This is a genomic window from Vibrio sp. H11 (assembly GCF_004804295.1).
In the GTDB taxonomy this organism is placed as follows: domain Bacteria; phylum Pseudomonadota; class Gammaproteobacteria; order Enterobacterales; family Vibrionaceae; genus Vibrio; species Vibrio ostreae.
This window is the reverse complement of record NZ_SSHN01000005.1, coordinates 331,318-351,675: the sequence shown is the minus strand read 5'-3', so window position 1 is coordinate 351,675 and position 20,358 is coordinate 331,318. Positions and strand designations below refer to the sequence as shown.

The following is a 20,358-nucleotide window of genomic DNA, read 5'->3' as shown; positions in this document are numbered from 1 at the left end:
TTCTATCAAGGCCCGAATGGCGTCAAGCAATCTCTTGTTTCAACGGCTACTTTCCGCTATTTGACCGTAAGCGCCGTGACTTTCGCCACGATTTGTTTACGGATTGCACCTAATTTGACCGCGCGATCTTTATGCCACGGTAACGGGCGCAGTAAAGACATCGCCTTCAGCCCCAGGCGTGCGGTGAGGATACCGATACCCAGCCCTTGTCCGGCGCGGGCCGACACTTTACCGGCCAGATCCATGGTGAGGAGATCCATACTGGCATCCACCGCCAGCTCACTGGCACCGGCTGCTGCCATATTAACCAACACCGCTTTAAACAGCTTAAGGCGTGACCAGTAACCCAGCTCAACACCGTACAATTCGGCCAGTTGATCGATCATTTTAAAATTGCGCCAGGCGACCAACAACATGTCCGCAACGGCTAACGGGCTAATAGCCACCAGCGCCGCGGACTCTGTGGCGTATTGCGACACCAGCTTAGTCGCCTTTTTATCTTGTTCACTGACTACCATGGCATCGTACATATCCAGCACTTCGGCGTCGCTGTGGCTATTATCCAGCGAATTCTGCCAGCGCTGAAATGCCGCACTCTGCGGCTGAATACCACCCTGTTGCGCTAGATCGCGGCAAAATGCTTCGCCCTGGCCCACCGCATTATTGGCAATCAGACTCTCGGCCTGCTCCTGAACTGAAAAGTGGTGACGGAGCTGACGCAGCTTCCACAGCTCTTTCCCAATCGCACCGATACCCAAACCGGCCAGAACTGAAACAAAGCCGCTCCAGCCCAGGCTGAGCCAATCGGCCGTTTGCACAGCGGTGACCACGCTATCGATGGCCTGCCAGCCGACCAGGCCGGAAAACGCACCCAGCATAGTGACAGTAAACCATTTACGCCCGCGCTTAGGGCGAATGACCTGCTCAAGTTCGGCTTCCGCTGGTGTCTCTTGCGGCTCCGCGATACTGGGAACGAATTTATCCTGCTCAGCAAACTGCTGCTGGGTATTGAGTTCAATGTGCGTTTCTTCACTGCTCAGTGGCTGCTCAAAAACCTGACGAGTTTTGTATTCGCTCATTTCAGTTTGTCTCCAATCAGTGTATCCAGCGCTTTATCCAGACGAATATGTTTCAGCGGCTCATCCTGATGACCTGACATCGGGCGGAACGCGGTAAAATCGAACGACCGATTGTGCCAGAAGTCGGCGTTAGGCAGACGTTTTGGCACCTCACCGGGATAAACCGTCATGTTGTCGCCTTGCAGAGTCGTGCCCTGGATGGCAGACACTCTGCCCTGCCCGGTTTCAATATGGCCCGACTGGGTCGCTCTCACCGATGCCATACTCAGACAGCTCATCTCTATATTTTCATACGCGGTATGCTGCCAGGCCGGATGAATCATCTGTTGCAACAAGGCCACCATATTCGGATGCTGATCGGGCGTGACGTGATCGGCTTTGGTCGCCGCAAACAACACCTTATCAATTTTGGGTGCAAACAGACGACTGAGCATGCCGCTGCGGCCATAACGGAAGCTCTGCATGATCTGCTCAAGCGCATCGCGCATATCCATAAAAGATTCATGCCCTTCATTAAGCGGTGATAAACAGTCGACCAGCACAATCTGGCGGTCAAACGTTGCGAAGTGATGTTTGTAAAACGCCTTAACCACCTTGTTCTGATACTCTTCGTAACGCTGCTTCAGCAGCGCCAGCATCGAATGTTTGCCGTTTTTGTGCTGTAACGTATCCGGGCGACACGGGAAAAACTGCAACACCGGCGCACCGGCCAGCTCTCCAGGCAGAACAAAACGCCCCGGCTGCACCCAGTGCAGTCCCGCTTCTTTACAACGGTGCAGATAATCAGTGTACAGCGCCGCAATTTCAGCCAAGTTTTTTTCATTGGCCTCTTGCTGCAAATCCAGCTGATCCAGTTGTGTTAACCACTCTTGTGCCAGCTCAGCCCGCTTGCCATGCAGAGCATTAAACTGCTGCGCAGACCAGGTTTCAAAGTCGAGTTGCAGCAACGGTAAATCCAGCAACCACTCGCCCGGATAATCAATCACGTCGAGGTACAGGGTCGAGGTTTTACTGATCAGCTTGCGGGTGCGGCTGTGCGTCTTATATTTAATTGCCAGGCGAATTTCACTCACATCCCGGGTCGGAACCGGCCAGTGTGGCGGGTTGGCATGTAACTGACTCATGGCTTCATCGTAGCCAAAGCTTGGCACCATCAAATTACTTTGCGGAACCCGCTTTGCGCCAATGATACGTTTATCACGCGCCGCCGCGAGCAGTGGCAGATTGTCATGCGTTGAGGTATGCACCAGTTGATTAACCAGAGAACTGATAAAGGCGGTTTTCCCGGCGCGCGACAACCCGGTCACCGCCAGACGAACATGAGAGTCCAGGCCGCGATGGATTAAATCAGTCATTTCTTGGCTAATACGCTTCATTCATCGTCTCCGTAATTATTTAAATGCTCCGTTATCATTTGGATGCCATGTCAGGCAATGCCCTACGTTGCTTAACGCCCCCAAGCCTACCTTACCTAATCTTAATACGAGATGAATAAAAAAGCCCCTGAATAAAATCAGAGGCTTAGGATTTAAATATTGCAGCTTGTCGGCGGACAACCACACCAGAGCACAGGCGGCGTTTAATCGTCTTCGATCAGCTTGTAAACCACAAACAGGGCAATTTCTAACAATACAAACAGCACACATGTTGTGGTGACATATTTATTATCGAAAATACTGATACCGTGCAAAATCAGGTCATAGCCAATAAGGGCACCGACAACAACCGCAATAACGATTTGCAGGATTTGAATAAAGCGAGGCATTCTGCACTCCTGACGTTTCAACTATTTAGAGGGTTATTATAAACACAAAAAGGCGCAGCTTACGCTGCACCTTCGTCATTTTTGCGCGAACAATGTCGAGCCTGGAACATTTGTGAAAAAAATTACTTCGCCGCTTCGGCAATTTTCACTTTCCAGGTATCCGGACCCACCTGGTGCGCGTTGACACCCTGCGAGTCAACCGCAACCGTCACCGGCATATCTTCGACTTCAAATTCGTAGATCGCTTCCATGCCCAAGTCTTCAAACGCGACGACGCGAGCTTTCTTGATCGCTTTTGAAACCAGGTAAGCAGCGCCGCCGACAGCCATCAGATAAACCGCTTTGTGATTCTTAATCGACTCAACGGTTGCCGGACCACGTTCCGCTTTACCAATCATGCCCATAATGCCGGTCTTCTCCAGCATCATGTCGGTAAACTTGTCCATGCGGGTTGACGTGGTCGGGCCTGCAGGGCCAACCACTTCGTCACCGACCGCATCAACCGGGCCGACGTAGTAGATAAACTTACCATTCAGATCCACGCCTTCTGGCAGGCCTTCGCCGTTATCGAGCATCGTTTGAATACGTTTGTGTGCAGCATCACGTCCGGTCAGGATTTTGCCTGACAGCAGAACCGTTTCACCGGTTTTCCACTCTTGCACTTCTTCTTTAGTAACGGTGTCCAGGTTAACACGGCGTGTGTTGGCCCCCGCTTCCCAGGTGATTTGCGGCCAGTCTTCCAGTTTTGGTGGCTGCAGATCCGCCGGACCAGAACCATCCAACGTGAAGTGCACGTGGCGCGTCGCCGCACAGTTCGGGATCAGGCACACTGGCTTAGAAGCAGCGTGGGTTGGCGCCGTTTTGATTTTGACATCAACCACAGTGGTCAGGCCGCCCAGGCCCTGGGCACCGATACCCAGTTTGTTAACGCGATTAAAGATATCCAGACGCAGCTCTTCTTCCGCGTTTTGCGGACCGCGCTCGATCAGCTCCTGAATATCAATGTGTTCCATCAACGATTCTTTTGCCAGTACCGCTGCTTTCTCTGCCGTACCGCCGATCCCAATACCCAGCATACCCGGTGGACACCAGCCGGCACCCATGGTCGGCAAAGTTTTCTCTACCCACTCAGCAATGTCATCGGATGGGTTGAGCATGACCATCTTGGTTTTGTTTTCACTGCCGCCGCCCTTCGCGGCGATCTGGATTTCAACCGTATTGCCCGGCACCATGTTGATGTGCACAACAGCCGGGGTGTTGTCTTTGGTGTTGATACGTTTGCCGGCAGGATCCATCAGCACAGAGGCGCGCAGCGGGTTATCCGGGTTGGTGTAGGCCTGACGCACACCCTCATCAACCATCTGCTGAACCGTCATATCGTGCGAATCCCACTGCACCGCCATACCGATATTGACGAAACAGGTCACGATACCCGTGTCCTGACAGATTGGACGGTGGCCTTCTGCCGACATTCTTGAGTTAATCAGAATCTGAGCAATCGCGTCTTTCGCCGCTTGGCTCTCTTCACGATGGTAAGCTTGTTCCAGGGCTTGAACAAAATCTAAAGGGTGGTAGTAAGAAATGTACTGGAGTGCATCAGCCACACTGCTGATGACGTCCTGCTTGCGTATAACCGTCATTGCATGCCTCGTTATCGTTATGTTACTTCCAAAACAGAGACTTGATCGGCACACAGAGGAACGCAGTAAAGCCAGATAGCGAAATTCGACTGAACGTTCGCCGCCTGCAACCGTCAAGTCGCTGCTTATTATTGAAGTTTTATCGTGGCGAATATGATACTCTCGCTTTCCTCAACACGCTACGCAGTGATCAGTCCCTTTGTCACAATTTACACAAATGAATAACAACGAACTTACTCACATTCAGTCCAAGCCGCTTACTTATTACCCGGAACTCGCCAATCAGCTGTTTGCCAAGGTTGAGCACCAACCCTGGGCGATGATGCTTCGCTCTGCTTCCGAGCAGCATATCGACAGCCGTTTCGATATCGTAGTGATGAACCCTGTCGTGACGCTGACCACAGCCGATGAGCAGACACGCATTAGTGAGCCAAGTGGCGAGACCATGTCACAGGAAGATCCGTTCCATTTGCTGGCACAATTACAAAGTCGCTACCTGCCGCAGCTGCAATACCCGCACGATTTACCGTTTGTCGGTGGCGCGGTCGGCTATTTTGCCTATGACCTTGGCCGTCGGGTCGAGCGTTTACCGAGCATTGCCGAAAAAGATCTGACCGCACCGGACATGGCGGTCGGCCTTTACCAATGGGCAGTGGTGGTGGATCATCAAACCCAAACCGCTTGTGTGGTTGGCCAGAATATTGAACAGGCTGACCCCCTTCTCGCACAGCACGCCGCAGAGAGCCAGGCACCGTTTGCTCTGACGACCCCATGGCAGTCGAACATGACGCGGGAAAGCTACCGCACTAAATTTAACCAGGTGCAGGAATACCTGCGCTCAGGTGACTGTTACCAGATTAACCTGACCCAGCGTTTTCAGGCCGGCTATCAAGGCAGCGAATGGCTCGCTTATCTCAAGCTGGAACGCTTTAACCTGGCCCCCTTCTCTGCGTTTATCCGCACCGAAGAGTGTGCCATCCTGAGTGTTTCTCCGGAGCGTTTCCTGCAGGTCAAAGAGCGGGAAATCGAAACCAAGCCGATTAAAGGTACCCGCCCTCGCAGTGAAGATCCGCAACAAGACGCTGCCTTTGCCGATGAGCTGGCCAATGCCGAAAAAGATCAGGCCGAAAACCTGATGATTGTTGATCTGCTGCGTAACGATATTGGCCGGGTGGCGAAGCCGGGCACAGTACACGTTCCGAAATTATTCGAGATTGAAAGTTTCCCCGCCGTTCACCACCTGGTGAGCACGATTCGCGCTCAACTCGATGACCAATATGAATGTGCGGACCTGCTGCGCGCCAGTTTCCCGGGCGGGTCGATTACCGGCGCACCTAAAGTGCGTGCGATGGAGATCATTGAAGAGCTGGAACCGCATCGCCGCAGCGCATATTGTGGTTCCATCGGTTACATCAGCCGCCACGGTCGTATGGATACCAGTATCACCATCCGTACATTGATCGCGCAAAACCAGCAGTTGTATGCCTGGGCCGGTGGCGGCCTGGTTGCAGACAGCGAATGGAGCGCCGAATATCAGGAAACACTCGATAAGCTAAGCCGTATTTTACCGGTCCTTGCCGACTGAGTCGCACCGTAAAAAGACGCGCCACAAGCGCGTTTTTTACTTTAACGCCACTGTGTGCTCAGACATTGGCAACCTGAATTGGTAAGGTGAGAAAGAATTCACTCCCTACCCCTTCCTCACTGGACATATCCAGCTCTCCGCCCAGCAATTGCGCAAGTTGCTTGCACACCGGCAAAGCGAGTCCGGCTCCTTGCCTGTTTTGCGCTGTGTGGTGATTGACCGCGCTGTAGGGATCAAATAATGCTGCATACGCTGAAAGCGGGATACCAATACCACTGTCTCTGACCCGCAGCAATAATTGATCGTGACGCCAGCGGGCGGAAACCATCACCTCACCCTGATCCGTAAACTTAATCGCATTGTCCACCAAATGATGCAGTATCTGTTCAATCTGCTCTTTTGACCCGACCCAACGTTTGGGCAATTCGTCACAACTGTCGATAGTGAAAGTCAGTCCTTTATCCTTAGCCCGTTGCCCGAACTCTGCTACAAGGTAGGATTCAACCTCCTGCCAGCTAAATGGAGTCAGTGACAACTGAATGCTCCCCGACTGAAGCTGGTTGAACTCGTACAAATCTTTCATGATGGCCTGCATCCGGTCACCGCACCGTTGCAATGCCGTCAAATGCTCCAGCTGCTCTTTATTGAGTTTACTGGCCATCAGTTTATCCGAATGTTGCATTAATTCATTGAGCGAGCCGTGCAGCGTTTGTTCGATCATGGCCACAAATTGCGTGGTGGCCTTTTCCGACACTTCCGCGCGTTTACGTGACGACTGCTGGCGCTGCATGATCGACTGACGATGTAACGCACTACAAAGCAGTTCTGCCACCAGCGACAACTGCTTGACGACAAACTCGCGCTCAACCCGCTCATCTTCCATCTCAAACACTAAATAACCTGACTTAAGACGGTCAACCACCAGCGGCAGACACAGGTAATCTTGCTGCCAGTGCGGCACATCGACAAAAGGCTTTACCTCAGCAAGCGCGGGATTGCCGAGCTGTGTGCTTTCGATACCATCCAACTGACCTGCGTCTATGTGGACTAAGGCTGAGCGTATGGCTGAACTTTGCGCCAGACGTTCAATAAAGGTTGCCAGCAGTCCGCTATCCAAAGGACGTGACAGGAAAGCGCGGCCAAAATAGATTAAGGTGGCATCTATCTGCTCTTCAAACTCAAACTTTTGCAAATCCTGCAACGATTGTTTCTGCAATTGCTTCAGCGCCAGACTGAGCTGCTGGTTGACGTGATACAGCTCATAGCTTTTTTCTTCCAGCAGCTTTTCAGCTTCTTTGCGGGCAGCCTTCTCCCGGACTAGTTTGCGTTCCAGTGGCGAGTTAAAATCCATTTTCCACCTACCCAATGACTTTCTTTAACGAGATACAGCTCATGCTGCTTTTAATGACGCGGCTTATTGTTGTTAATCTTGATCACGGGTTTAGACACCCAATGAGCGAGTTTTGTCTCAGTCATCCACCATTGTGATCGTAAAGCGTACCCTGCTGTTATCTTCGTTTTGGGGCTGCATACAAATATCGACCTGCTCATTGAAATAAGCAGCGCATCCCTCAATCAAACCAAGACAAACCTGACCAAAGCAACGGGCGCTCAGGTAATCAAACGTCATGACTCCGCTCGATTGGCTGATGAACTCAAACTGGGGCGGGTTTGCATCCGGATAGAGTTTTTTCACTTCAACATGAATGTAATCTTCCACGTGACGCAAAAATGCAAAACAGCCCTGTACCGCACTCAAGTTGTCTGACGGAGGCACGGTTTGGTACAAAGAACGAAATACGCTGACACCGTATACACGCTGCAACTCATTAACATCAATACCGGTAATCTGACTCAGTTCAACAATCAACCGCACCAGCGCCTTATGATCGTAACTGCCGACTGAGGTATAGACGCCAGAATCTGCAGATTGCTGCAACATTTTGTCAAGTACATCGAGGCCGAATTTGTCTTCCACCAACTCGAGAAACTCGGCAAAAATAATGCCTTTCATCTTATTGAACTATCCTTAAACTAGGCTCATAAAAGCATGATTATTAAAGTATAGACATATATATGAATATAGGAGACGTCGTTGTGCGCCGCATCAGCAAAACTGAACTTATTCAGGGCTTCCAGTTGAGAACGCCCGTCGGGTATCACGCTGAATCAATGCATCGAGTCGCTCATTTGCGCGAGCGTTCGCTGCGCAAGGCATCGGTTCTGATTGGCTTTGTCGAACGCCCGCAAGGGCTTAGCGTCGTGCTCACCAAACGTGCCGAGCACCTGAAACATCATCCCGGGCAAATTAGTTTTCCCGGTGGTAAATATGAAGATGGCGACGGCACCCTTTACCAGACAGCCATGCGTGAGGCGCAGGAAGAAATTGGTATCGAGCAGCACCAGATCGATATTTTGGGTCAGTTGCCTGAGCTTGTTACCGTCAGTCAGTTCGCGGTCACGCCAGTGGTCGCGTTTATCGCCTCAGACTACCAAACCAGAATTGACTGCAACGAAGTTGAGGAAGTGTTTGAAGTACCAGCGGATTTTTTACTCGACCAGCGCCGTTTGTTCAGTGATACCTTTCAAATTAAAAATGCCGCGCACCGTGTATTCGCCATCCCTTATAAACATCATTTTATATGGGGTGTGACAGCTCAAATCATACAATCGCTACAAAAACACATCTCTTATATTCGCTAGCCCTTATATAGAGGGGATTAACTGGTTTGAAAACGATTATTTTTTATCGAGCATTAACTCTAGACCATTAGGATAACTTTTCCTCATCATTACCTGTTTTTGGATTAGTTTTTTTAATTACTTATGTTAATAACTTTCACAAGTGGCACGTGATTTTTGTGACTCTCCATAGGTTTTTGTTATCTCATTGCTCTGTTGGGAACATTTAATGATTTAAGTCTATTTTTTCAGAGAAAAATTCTGCAAAATTGCTCCCGACTTATTTCCTGTTCCCAAAAAATGAGTAATCCACTATGAATACAACCACAAAGGCTTCTGCTGCCACACTTTCTGCTGGCAAGTGGACCTATAAAGATTTTGTCTGGTCACTGTCATTATTTGGCACTGCGGTCGGTGCCGGCGTACTGTTTTTGCCAATCAAGGCAGGTGCAGGCGGCTTTTGGCCATTAGTAATTCTAGCCCTTATTGCTGCCCCGATGACCTGGTTTGCCCACAAGAGTCTGGCACGCTTTGTTCTTTCAGCAAAACAAGCAGATTCAGACATTACAGACACTGTTGAAGAACACTTTGGTAAAACTGGCGCTAATCTTATTACTTTCGCTTACTTTTTTGCCATTTACCCGATTGTTCTGATTTACGGCGTTGGTATTACCAATACGGTCGATTCTTTCCTGGTCAACCAGGTAGGTATGGCATCCATTCCTCGCTGGTTATTATCTGGTGCGCTGATTGCTGCGATGACCGCTGGCGTAGTGTTTGGTAAAGACCTGATGCTGAAAGCGACTTCGGCTATGGTTTACCCGCTGGTATTTATCCTGCTGGCTCTGTCTGTCTTCCTGATCCCGGAGTGGAATACTTCGATGATCGAAGTGTCTCCTGATTGGTCGTCAATGCCGACCGTCATCTGGCTGGCAATTCCTATCATTGTGTTCTCGTTTAACCACAGCCCGATTATCAGTCAGTTTGCAAAAGAGCAGCGCCAACAGTATGGCGACAATGCCGTCAATAAAACCGACATGATCACTGGCGGTGCAGCAATGATGCTGATGGGCTTTGTAATGTTCTTCGTGTTCTCGGTTGTGCTGTCTCTGTCACCGGAGCAGCTGTCGATGGCAAAAGAACAGAACATCAGCGTACTGTCTTACCTGGCTAACGTACACGAGTCACCACTGATCTCTTACCTGGGGCCAATTGTGGCATTTGCGGCAATTACCTCAAGCTACTTCGGCCACTTCCTGGGCGCACATGAAGGTCTGGTTGGTCTGGTGAAATCACGCAGTAAAATGCCGGTTAAATCTATCGAGAAAATTTCACTATTCTTTATCATTGTGACAACATGGGTCGTCGCGATCATCAACCCAAGTATCCTTGGCATGATCGAAACTATGGGCGCTCCAATGATTGCGGCGATCCTGTTTTTGCTGCCAGTTTTTGCCATGCACAAGGTGCCAGCAATGGCGAAGTACAAGACTTCAGCAGCTGTTCAACTGTTTACAGTTTTTTGTGGTCTTGCTGCTATTAGTTCTGTAATCTACGGCGCTTTGTAATCTCAGTTACCAGCTTAGAACACAGAATATAACGATAATAAAGGCCTCCCTTATCATAAGGGGGGCTTAATTTTGAGGTAATCAATATGATTAGTGTATTTGATATCTATAAAATCGGCGTCGGTCCTTCGAGCTCGCATACCGTTGGACCAATGAAAGCAGGTAAACAATTTATTGATGATCTGGTTGCAGACGGAAAACTGCTCAGCGTCACTAAAATTACCGTCGATGTTTATGGTTCACTATCACTGACAGGGAAAGGTCACCATACAGATATCGCCATCATCATGGGCCTGGCGGGTAATTCGCCACAGTCTGTGGATATTGATGCGATCCCGGGGTTCATCGCCAATGTTGAACAGACCGAACGCCTGACTGTCGGTATGCACGATCATTCGGTTGCTTTCCCGCGCGACGGCGGAATGAATTTCCACAAAACCAACTTGTCGCTGCATGAAAATGGTATGCAGATCCATGCTTGGGTAAACGATGAAGTAGTGTATTCGAAAACTTACTACTCTATCGGTGGCGGATTTATCGTCGATGAAGAGAATTTCGGTAAAGCGGTTGAATCTCCGGTTCAGGTGCCTTACCCGTTCAACACCGCAGAACAACTGGTTGAGCAGTGCCGTGAAAGTGGACTGTCGATCAGCACGCTGGTGATGAAAAACGAAAAAGCCCTGCACTCGGATGAAGAAGTACGCGACTACTTTGCTAACATCTGGCGTACCATGACAGAATGTATGGAACGCGGCATGAGCACTGAAGGCATCCTGCCTGGCCCGCTACGCGTACCGCGCCGTGCTGCAGCGCTGCGCCAGCAACTGCTGACTTCAGAAAAGATCACCAACGATCCGATGGCTGTGGTCGACTGGGTCAACATGTACGCATTCGCGGTGAATGAAGAGAACGCAGCTGGTGGCCGTGTGGTTACCGCGCCGACCAATGGTGCTTGCGGTATCATTCCGGCGGTATTGGCGTACTACGACAAATTTATCCAGACCGTGACCGAGAAAGACTACATCCGCTACTTCGCCGCTTCAGGCGCAATCGGTGGTCTTTACAAGCAGAACGCTTCTATTTCAGGTGCGGAAGTGGGTTGTCAGGGTGAAGTGGGTGTTGCCTGTTCTATGGCGGCAGCGGGCCTTGCTGAGCTGTTGGGTGGTAGCCCGGAGCAGGTGTGTATGGCGGCGGAAATCGCGATGGAGCACAACCTGGGCCTAACGTGTGACCCGGTTGCTGGTCAGGTACAGGTTCCTTGTATCGAACGCAACGGTATTGCAGCCGTCAAATCGATTAACTCGACCCGCATGGCACTACGCCGCTCTTCTGCGCCACGTGTGTCATTGGACAAAGTGATTGAGACCATGCTGGAAACCGGGAAAGACATGAACGCGAAATACCGCGAAACGTCTCAAGGCGGCTTGGCAGTTAAAGTAATTTGCTGATTTATTGAGCGTTGGATTGTCTCAAGCCCGCGGTCCCCGACCGCGGGCTTTTTATTATTTTCCCTTTCCAACAAAGAGTTATCGCCCGATTTACGCTTCTTTACCTAGTTTTACGCACTAAACGCTTGTTTCAAATCAGCATCAGTTTATAAATATGATAATAATTTCTATTTCAAGTAACGATGCTCATTCTCATGCCAAAAACTACTATAAAGAAAAAACTTCTCGTCATCGGGGGCCTTTTGCTCGTCATTGGCGGTGCCAGTTATTATTTTTACCCCAAAGAAGCCCCGCTCACTTTTGCTACCCAGCCGGTACAGAAAGGTAATATTGAAAATACCGTACTCGCGACCGGCATGTTGCAGGCCTCTAAGCTGGTCGCTGTCGGTGCTCAGGTTTCAGGTCAGATCGAAAAGCTGGCGGTACAGTTGGGCGATGAGGTTAAACAAGGCGATCTGGTCGCCCAGATTGACAGCCTGACCCAACAAAACAATCTCAAAGAAGCCAATGCTTCGCTCAACAGCCTGAAAGCCCAGATTCGTGCCAAACGCGCGCAAATTGCTCAGGCACAGGCCGAGTTCACTCGCCAGAAAGGCATGCTGGCCGATAACGCCAGTTCACGTGCTGACTATGAAAGCGCGCAAGCGACACTCACCGTTTATAAAGCAGAACTTGAGCAACTGAACGCCGAACTCGAACAAGCTAATATCAATGTCGACAGCGCACAAGTCGACCTCGGCTATACCACCATCAGTGCGCCGTTTGACGGTACTGTGGTTTACAGCGCAGTGGAAGAAGGTCAGACGGTGAACGCCAACCAGACCACGCCCACCATTATTGAACTGGCTCAGCTGAATAAAATGACCATCAAAGCGCAGATTTCTGAAGCGGATGTGGTGAACGTTCAGCCCGGCCTGCCTGTTTACTTCACCATCCTGGGTAAGCCAAATAAGCGTTACCACGGTACCCTGCGTGCGATCGAACCCGGCCCTACTCTGATGGACGGTGATGACAAAGATCTCGCGGTCAGCAACGATGAAGCGATCTACTACCATGGCCTGTTTGAAGTTGATAACCCGGATCGCACGCTCCGTATAGGTATGACGGCGCAAGTGTCGGTTGTACTCGACAAAGCCGAACAAGCACTGCTGGTTCCGGCCCAGGTGCTGATCCGCAAGCCGGGCCGCAAGGAGCAATACCAGGTACCTGTGCTGGTCAATGGTCAGGAAGAGATGCGTGACGTGACCGTCGGCATCAATAACAAAATCAACGCGCAAATCACATCCGGTTTGCAAGAAGGTGACCAGATCATCTTAGGCACACAAGGACAAAATGGTGACACCGCCAGCCGTCGTATGGGCCCACGGGGGATGCGTTTTTAATGACCCAGCCACTACTTAATATCAGCAACGTCACCCGCTGTTTTTCCGCCGGTGATGAAACCCTGACGGTGCTGAATAACGTCAACCTGAGCATCGATCGTGGTGAGATGGTGGCGATTGTCGGTACGTCCGGGTCCGGTAAATCGACCCTGATGAATATTCTCGGTTGTCTCGATCAGCCAACCTCCGGTGAATACTGGATTAATGGTCAGAACACGTCACAGCTCGAGTCTGATGAGCTGGCACGTCTGCGCCGCGAATATTTCGGTTTTATCTTCCAGCGTTATCATCTGCTGGGCGACCTGACTGCACTGGGCAACGTGGAAATCCCGGCGATTTATGCCGGCTATGACAAAAAAGAGCGTCAGGAACGAGCGCAGAGCCTGCTGGGCCGCCTTGGACTGTCCGACCGCCTCGATCACAAACCTAACCAGCTCAGTGGTGGTCAGCAGCAACGTGTTTCCGTGGCCCGCGCCCTGGTCAATGGTGGGGATGTCATTCTGGCGGACGAACCGACCGGCGCACTGGACAGTAAAAGCGGCTCGGAAATGATGACCCTGTTGCAGGAGCTGCATCAGTTGGGTCACACCATTATCATCGTCACCCACGACATGAAGGTGGCTGAATATGCCAACCGTATCATCGAGATCAAAGATGGTGAAATACTCAGTGATACCGTCAATAAAACCGGTCAGAAAGTCAGTAATCAGGATTTTGTCGCAGCAGCCAGCAATAATAATGCCCTTGCCAGCAGCCGCAGACTGTGGGATTCGTTTTGGGAAGCGCTCAAGATGGCCTTGCTGGCGATGTCCAATCACCGCCTGCGCACCTTCCTGACTATGCTGGGGATTATTATCGGTATTGCTTCCGTGGTCTCTGTGGTGGCATTGGGTAACGGCTCGCAAAAGTCGATCCTCGACAGCATCTCGTCCATGGGTACCAACACCATTGACATCATGCCGGGCAGCGGCTTTGGCGACCGGCGCTCCGGGCAGGTACGCACGCTAACCGCTGCCGATGCCGATGCTTTAACCAACCTGGGCTTTGTTGACAGTGTCACTCCGACCCTGAGTACATCCGCAACAGTGAAATTCGGTAATCAGGCGGTATCCGCGTCGGTACAAGGTGTCGGACCGGACTATTTCCGGGTTAAAGGTTACACCCTGGATTACGGCCAGTTCTGGGATCAAAGCAGCGTCGAGCGCATTGCCCAAGATGTGGTGATTGACAGCAATACCCTTAAGTCGCTGTTTCCAAATGAGAATCCGATTGGTAAAGTCATTTTTGCCGGCAATCTGCCACTGCGAATTATCGGAGTCACTGCGCCGAAAGAGAGCGCTTTTGGTAATAGTGATTCACTCAACATCTGGGCTCCCTACACCACAGTCAGCGCACGAATGATGGGCCAGAATTACCTTAATCGTATCTCGGTGCGGGTCAATGACAACACACCCAGTGATGCGGCGGAACAGGCGATCATTACTTTGCTGAAAATGCGCCACGGTACTCAGGATTTCTTCACCATCAACACCGATACCATTCAGCAGAATATTCAGAAGACCACCGCCACCATGACGTTACTGATCTCGGCGATTGCGGTGATTTCACTGATTGTCGGCGGCATCGGCGTGATGAACATCATGTTGGTGTCAGTGACAGAGCGTACCCGCGAGATTGGTGTCCGTATGGCCGTGGGTGCACGACAAAATGATATTTTGCGTCAGTTCTTGATTGAAGCGGTGCTGGTTTGTTTATGCGGCGGTACGATAGGTATTGGTCTTGCTTATTTAATTGGTGTGCTGTTTGCCACCTTGGGTAGTAGTTTTAATATGATTTATTCCACCACGTCGATCGTATCGGCTTTCCTTTGTTCCACCCTAATCGGTGTGCTGTTCGGCTATCTGCCCGCGCGTAATGCAGCGCGACTGAATCCGATTGATGCCTTGGCGAGGGAATAAGAATGCGTAGTTATCAGATCTCAACCCTGGCTCTGTGTGTCATGCTGGCCACAGGTTGTGTTAGCCGCTCTGAGCTGGAGCCACAGGATGTGCAGGTGCCGGACAACTGGCAAAGCAGCCAAAGTGAATCTTCCTCGGCAGCTATCGAACAGTGGTGGAAGAGCTTTAATGATCCTCAACTAAACACTCTGATCGATCAGGTTCTGGCAACCAACAACGATTTGGCTTTAGCGACACTGACCCTGCGTGAAGCCCGCTTACAGGCTGGCCTTGCAGTGAGTGACACATACCCTGACTTGTCTGCCAACGCTTCAGCGCAGCGCAGCAAACCGCTGGACGGCGGTGACAGCTCTGCCAGCTATCAGGCATCATTGGGTGTGAGCTATGAGCTGGATCTATGGGGTAAACTGGCGGCCGCGAAAGACGCCGCGATGTGGACGGCTATGGCCAGCCAGGAAGAGCGTGAAGCAACCGCGCAATCTCTGGTAGCGACTACAGCTCAGCTGTACTGGCAAATCGGCTACCTCAGCCAGCGTATCGCGCTCAGTAACGCCGATATTGATGAAGCGCGCCAAACCCTGGCTTTAACGGAAAGCCAGTATCGTTATGGCTCAGTCTCGCGCATCAATGTATTGGAAGCGCAGCGTTCACTGGCGGGGATTGAAGCCACCCATCGTGATTATCTTCAGCAGTACACCGAAGCCAAAAATGCGTTTGCGCTGTTATTCAACCAACCGCCACAAGAGAGCAAACCAGGTATCAGTACCCTGCCCGACACGGCTCTGCCAGAGATCGAAGCAGGTATTCCTGCCGACGTTCTCAGCCGCCGTCCGGACGTAAAACAGGCGTTGTTTGAGCTTAAATCGGCGCTGGCTGACAAAGACAATACAGATAACAGTTACTTCCCGTCTCTGACCCTGACCGGCGCTTTGGGGGGCTCTTCGACTCAGCTACGTCATCTGCTCAGCGACCCGATTGGCAGCCTCGGCGCAGATCTGGCTTTACCATTCCTTAACTGGAATGAGATGCAGCTCAACCGCGATATTGCCGATGTACGTTATCAGTCAGCGATCATTAACTATCGCCAGACCTTGTACAGTGCCTTTCAGGATGTCGACAACGCGCTTTCCGCCCGTGACAACTACCGTTATCAGGCAGAAAAATTACAGCAACAATACGACAGCGCCAGAGAGGCCGCAGGTATCTACAAAAGCCAGTACCAATATGGTGCCATCGATATCACCACCCTGCTCGACGCTCAGGAAAATGAGCGCAGTGCCAAAGCATCTTTACTGGAAAACCGCTATAACCGCTTAGTCAACCTGGCAACCATATATCAGAGCCTCGGCGGGGAAGATGTTCTCCAATAAATTATGAAGAAGTTTCAGTATGGCGTTTAAATATCCACTTACAACTTGGGTGGATATTTTGATTTCATGCTGAGACTTCGTTGCATTTACTCAGGTTTATTTTGACATCAGTCACAGCTTTCACCTCTCGTTACCGACACTTCTGTAAAAACCACCTCATCTTGAGCATCGTTTTGTTTCTTAAGCGTATTTCCTGATTGTCCTCTATCTACCTGCTGCCTTATTGATATTCACATAAAATATAGACCGTTAATATTGGTCTAAATCCATTTCCTGAATCGCTATTTCGTCAAAATTCCTTAACTTGAATAAATCATCAGCCTCAATTAGCTTCTTTTGTGATATTCATTCAATCAATACCAAAAATAAAGAACAATACACATCAGAAATAAGGATTTGTCTATGCGAATGAAAACGTCAGTGATGGCGCTGGGATTATTCAGCAGCCTGACGCTGTACGGCTGCGGCAGTGATAACGATTCACCCGCAGCTGCCAGTTCCACTTACAGTGTCAAAGCGATTGATGGCTACTTACGCGGAGCTTTGGTGTGGCTCGATCTGGATCAGGATTTCCAGTTGGATGACAACGAGCCTTCGGCAACCTCACAAAGCGGTGGCGTGGCGGAGCTTGATGTCAGTGGCATCACCAATCCGGAAGACTACCCGGTTGTGGTGCAGGCCATCCGCGGAGAAACGGTCGATGAAGATACCGGAAATACGGTTTCAAACGACTTTACCCTCTCCGCTCCACCGGGCACTGCGCAGGTCACGCCCCTTTCCACCTTAGTCCATATTGAAGTGACGTCAGGCAGCTCAGCCGATGTGGCCAGCGCGCAAACAAAAATAGCCAATCAACTCGGCATCAGTGAACAAGATACGCTTTCTGACTATAAAGCCAGTGGCAGCAGCGGTGCCGCCTTTGCTGCACGCAGTCTGGTATCGTCGGGTTCAATGCCTCAGACTCCGCAAGATCTCAATGCAGCAGCGACGGATAATGATGGTAGCAATGAATTACTCGACAACGCGGTTATCGTTGCCGTTGTGATCAAAGCTGAGGTAGAAAGCAAATCCCCGGAACAACTCGATTCAACCTATATCAATAGTGACGGTGCAGTGGATACTGATTCTGACGGTGATGGCGTTGCTGATAGCGACGATGCGTTTCCCGATGATGCCACTGAATGGGCGGACAGTGATAATGATGACATCGGCGACAATGCCGACACCGATGATGACGGCGATAACGTCGCAGATGAAGACGATGCTTTCCCGTTTGATCCGGCCGAAAGTGTCGATACCGATGGTGACGGTATCGGTGATAATGCCGATACCGACGATGACAACGATGGTGTGGCAGACGGTGAGGATGACTTCCCGCTTGATGAAGACGAGAGCCTCGATACTGACGGCGACGGCACCGGTAACAACGCTGACCCAGACGATGATAACGATGGCGTCGCAGACGGCGATGACGCCTTCCCGCTCGATGAAGATGAGAGTGTCGATACAGACGGTGACGGCACCGGTAACAACGCAGATACCGATGACGATGATGACGGGGTTCCAGATGCGATTGACGATGATCCGCTCGATGATTCAGTCGGTGCAGGCGACACCGGTCAGATAATCCAGTATTTGCAGCAACAAACGGCCGTCTACGCTCTGTACGCCGATGATGACGACAACGACCAGGTTCGGGTATACAGTGAAATGCTGACCATCAACGGTACAATGGCAATGATGGACAGTACTACACTGGTCAAAGCCGATAAAACCGAGGTTAGTGTCAGCAGCGAAAATTCAGATCTGGTGCTGACGGAATCGGGCTGGAGTACCCAAACCGGGCTTTACACTATCGATTTCTCTGATAACGCTTTGGTGGCTTATCCAAGCGATCACACCAATCTGCGTTATACCCTGAGTGGTAGTTTACGTTCCCTGGCAGGCAGTCTGGTGGCTGACACCGATATCGACTGGGATAACTTCAACAATCAAACCGCGACCTATCCGCAAGATGCTTATCTGATTTCTCTCGGATTGACTCCGGCTCAGAATAACTACTACATGTGGGACTGGACGCCGTACATTCACGATGGACCGGACAACAGCCATGAAGGTGCCACCAGCCTGTCAGAGCTAATTTTTGCTGAGGCTGGCAGTTCGAGTCTCGCGACATCAGAACTGCAGGGAATGAGTATTGGCGACAGTATCCTGGTTAAGTTTGTCGAAGGCGGCGTAGCGCAGTACTATCAAGCCGACTGGCAAGCAGGCATCGCAACTCTGGTCGCATCTTCAACCTGGGAACAGCAGACCATCAATAATGAGTCACTGCTGTTGTTCACTCTTCCGCAGGATGCACTGACTGCGTTTGGTGACGCATTTGATGAGCCAACGCCACATATGCTGGCCAGTGTTTATCAGGGAGCGGTGTACATAGGTAACATGGAAATGGCCGGCATTATGCTGGATGACGAAGATATCACGTTGTTTAGTGACAGTGCTAAAAACGCGCTGCTCGCTGCTGCCGATATCCCGCTAAATCAATGCAGTGAAGGTGACAATGACGGGTTAACCAGCGTGACCATGAGCGACTTCGAAGCTGCTATCGAAAGCTGTTATGGGTCAGCCGCGATCAGCGAGGATATGGTCGCCGGTAATAATTTCCACCGGGTACGCGGTGACGGTTCTACTCGTGATTACAGCTTTAATGCCGATTACACCATGACCATATACCGTGACGGTCAGGAAGGCGATACCACGACCTGGGCCATTGAAAACGGTTATATAAAGATCACCGATAGTAGTCTGCCAGACGAAAGCTGGTACTGGGCATTAGTCGACTCGTCAGACACGCAATGGTCACTCAAGTTCTTTGAAACCTACAGCGACGGAAACGGTGACGTTGTCACAGAAATCTGGTCAGACACCGTCGCGCTCATAGAGTTGGGCGCCTGTTCAGTCGAACAAGGTCTTGGCAAAAGTTACACTGACTTTACCGCTACACTGGACACCTATCAAAGCTGTAGTGGCGTCCTGCCAACCGTCAGCGCGAGCGATTTGTACGGTGCTGAACTGCTGCGGATACGTTCCAATGGCGAGACTCGTTTGTACACCTTCGCCACGGACGGCAGCGCCGAATATTATCGCGATGGCATGGTACGCACACGCAAGTGGTTGATTAATGACGATGGCTTTATTGAACTGCGTTACAGCGACGACAGCACAGCGGAATACCTCGCCTTGCTGGCTGAACCGCAGGGAGATGATGTTCTGGAGTTTGCCGTCTTTAGCCCGGAAGATGCAGAGATTTGGCTGACCCAATACACCAGCATCGATGGCAATCCTGAAATCAGCGAGTGCACCCAGGGTAATACGGATTGGGACGATGTGAATGATGTGCCACTATCCTACGTCGATTACAGCACCTATCTCCAGGCGGTGAACGACTGCTTACTGCAAAGTGAGTCTCAAGCCGCATTCAGCAACGCATTTATGGCGCAATTGCCACGCACAATGTCGAGCACGAATCCGGAAGATAGCGAAGCCTACATCTTCAATTCGGATGGAGTCGGCAGCTTCACTGACGGTACCGACAGCTACGCATTCACCTGGACAGTTGATGATGCAAGTGGTGAGCTGGCAGTAACCCTGACCGCGGGAACGACCATTTATGTTGACAACATGCATATTGTCGATACTGACGGGGTTAACTTCTCACTGAAAGTGATGTCACGCTCAACAGAATGGCAAGGCATCGAGGAAACCGACGAAGGTGAAGTGTGGACGGACGTCTACTCTTTCGAGTAAACCTGCGGTGTTGTTTTCAAGTGCTGTTTTTTTAAAGGACATTGTGATTTAAAAAACCGTGTCATTTAAGCTGA

Annotated in this window: 14 protein-coding genes; 8 read left to right on the top strand and 6 right to left on the bottom strand. The window is 50.8% G+C overall.

Annotation, left to right across the window (positions count from 1 at the left end; translation table 11 throughout):
* Positions 1-56: 56 nt before the first annotated feature.
* From E6C74_RS10690 to E6C74_RS10675, 4 genes are all read right to left on the bottom strand, one after another.
* The gene (locus tag E6C74_RS10690) at positions 57-1,079 is read right to left on the bottom strand and encodes a TIGR01620 family protein (RefSeq protein ID WP_136484918.1); all 1,023 of its coding nucleotides are present in this window, start codon (positions 1,077-1,079) and stop codon (positions 57-59) included.
* Positions 1,076-2,455, bottom strand: a complete 1,380-nt coding sequence (locus tag E6C74_RS10685) for a YcjX family protein (protein ID WP_136484916.1) — start codon at positions 2,453-2,455, stop codon at positions 1,076-1,078. Before E6C74_RS10685 ends, E6C74_RS10690 begins: the two co-directional genes overlap by 4 nt.
* 203 nt (positions 2,456-2,658) lie before the next feature.
* A complete protein-coding gene (locus E6C74_RS10680; protein ID WP_136484914.1) occupies positions 2,659-2,844 on the bottom strand; it encodes a hypothetical protein in 186 nt (61 codons plus the stop codon).
* Between the two features lie 122 nt (positions 2,845-2,966).
* Positions 2,967-4,484, bottom strand: a complete 1,518-nt coding sequence (locus E6C74_RS10675; protein WP_136484912.1) for a fumarate hydratase — start codon at positions 4,482-4,484, stop codon at positions 2,967-2,969.
* Positions 4,485-4,683: 199 nt separating this feature from the next.
* Between E6C74_RS10675 and pabB the strand changes: the two genes are divergently transcribed.
* A complete protein-coding gene (gene pabB, locus E6C74_RS10670; protein ID WP_136484910.1) occupies positions 4,684-6,069 on the top strand; it encodes an aminodeoxychorismate synthase component 1 in 1,386 nt (461 codons plus the stop codon).
* A gap of 58 nt (positions 6,070-6,127) precedes the next feature.
* Here the strand turns inward: pabB and E6C74_RS10665 are convergent, their stop codons facing one another.
* Positions 6,128-7,420: a sensor histidine kinase gene (locus E6C74_RS10665; protein WP_136484908.1), complete on the bottom strand. Its 1,293-nt coding sequence runs from the start codon at positions 7,418-7,420 to the stop codon at positions 6,128-6,130.
* 117 nt (positions 7,421-7,537) lie between these two features.
* The gene (locus E6C74_RS10660; RefSeq protein WP_136484906.1) at positions 7,538-8,083 is read right to left on the bottom strand and encodes a heme NO-binding domain-containing protein; all 546 of its coding nucleotides are present in this window, start codon (positions 8,081-8,083) and stop codon (positions 7,538-7,540) included.
* Positions 8,084-8,166: 83 nt separating this feature from the next.
* Between E6C74_RS10660 and E6C74_RS10655 the strand changes: the two genes are divergently transcribed.
* The 7 genes from E6C74_RS10655 to E6C74_RS10625 all read left to right on the top strand — a co-directional run bounded on the left by E6C74_RS10655 (position 8,167) and on the right by E6C74_RS10625 (position 20,284).
* Entirely contained in the window at positions 8,167-8,772 is a 606-nt protein-coding gene (locus E6C74_RS10655) for a CoA pyrophosphatase (protein WP_136484904.1), read from the top strand.
* A 293-nt stretch (positions 8,773-9,065) separates the two neighbouring features.
* A complete protein-coding gene (locus E6C74_RS10650; RefSeq protein WP_136484902.1) occupies positions 9,066-10,319 on the top strand; it encodes an aromatic amino acid transport family protein in 1,254 nt (417 codons plus the stop codon).
* 86 nt (positions 10,320-10,405) lie between these two features.
* Positions 10,406-11,767 (top strand): L-serine ammonia-lyase, encoded by a 1,362-nt coding sequence (locus tag E6C74_RS10645; RefSeq protein ID WP_136484900.1) that lies wholly within the window; start codon positions 10,406-10,408, stop codon positions 11,765-11,767.
* A 194-nt stretch (positions 11,768-11,961) separates the two neighbouring features.
* On the top strand, positions 11,962-13,149 hold the full coding sequence (locus E6C74_RS10640) for an efflux RND transporter periplasmic adaptor subunit (RefSeq protein ID WP_136484898.1): 1,188 nt from the start codon (positions 11,962-11,964) through the stop codon (positions 13,147-13,149).
* Positions 13,149-15,107 carry a MacB family efflux pump subunit gene (locus E6C74_RS10635; protein ID WP_136484895.1) on the top strand — a complete coding sequence of 653 codons (1,959 nt, stop codon included), beginning with the start codon at positions 13,149-13,151 and terminating at the stop codon, positions 15,105-15,107. The genes E6C74_RS10640 and E6C74_RS10635 overlap by 1 nt, the downstream gene beginning before the upstream one ends.
* A 2-nt stretch (positions 15,108-15,109) precedes the next feature.
* Positions 15,110-16,477 carry an efflux transporter outer membrane subunit gene (locus E6C74_RS10630; RefSeq protein WP_136484893.1) on the top strand — a complete coding sequence of 456 codons (1,368 nt, stop codon included), beginning with the start codon at positions 15,110-15,112 and terminating at the stop codon, positions 16,475-16,477.
* Positions 16,478-16,879: 402 nt separating this feature from the next.
* Positions 16,880-20,284, top strand: coding sequence for a hypothetical protein (locus tag E6C74_RS10625; protein ID WP_136484891.1), 3,405 nt, complete (start codon positions 16,880-16,882; stop codon positions 20,282-20,284).
* The last annotated feature ends 74 nt before the right edge of the window (positions 20,285-20,358 follow it).

Coding starts and splice junctions, on each gene's coding strand:
- E6C74_RS10690 (WP_136484918.1), bottom strand. CDS start 1,079: ATGAGCGAATACAAAACTCGTCAGGTTTTTGAGCAGCCACTGAGCAGT.
- E6C74_RS10685 (WP_136484916.1), bottom strand. CDS start 2,455: ATGAAGCGTATTAGCCAAGAAATGACTGATTTAATCCATCGCGGCCTG.
- E6C74_RS10680 (WP_136484914.1), bottom strand. CDS start 2,844: ATGCCTCGCTTTATTCAAATCCTGCAAATCGTTATTGCGGTTGTTGTC.
- E6C74_RS10675 (WP_136484912.1), bottom strand. CDS start 4,484: ATGACGGTTATACGCAAGCAGGACGTCATCAGCAGTGTGGCTGATGCA.
- E6C74_RS10665 (WP_136484908.1), bottom strand. CDS start 7,420: ATGGATTTTAACTCGCCACTGGAACGCAAACTAGTCCGGGAGAAGGCT.
- E6C74_RS10660 (WP_136484906.1), bottom strand. CDS start 8,083: ATGAAAGGCATTATTTTTGCCGAGTTTCTCGAGTTGGTGGAAGACAAA.
- E6C74_RS10650 (WP_136484902.1), top strand. CDS start 9,066: ATGAATACAACCACAAAGGCTTCTGCTGCCACACTTTCTGCTGGCAAG.
- E6C74_RS10645 (WP_136484900.1), top strand. CDS start 10,406: ATGATTAGTGTATTTGATATCTATAAAATCGGCGTCGGTCCTTCGAGC.
- E6C74_RS10640 (WP_136484898.1), top strand. CDS start 11,962: ATGCCAAAAACTACTATAAAGAAAAAACTTCTCGTCATCGGGGGCCTT.
- E6C74_RS10635 (WP_136484895.1), top strand. CDS start 13,149: ATGACCCAGCCACTACTTAATATCAGCAACGTCACCCGCTGTTTTTCC.
- E6C74_RS10630 (WP_136484893.1), top strand. CDS start 15,110: ATGCGTAGTTATCAGATCTCAACCCTGGCTCTGTGTGTCATGCTGGCC.
- E6C74_RS10625 (WP_136484891.1), top strand. CDS start 16,880: ATGCGAATGAAAACGTCAGTGATGGCGCTGGGATTATTCAGCAGCCTG.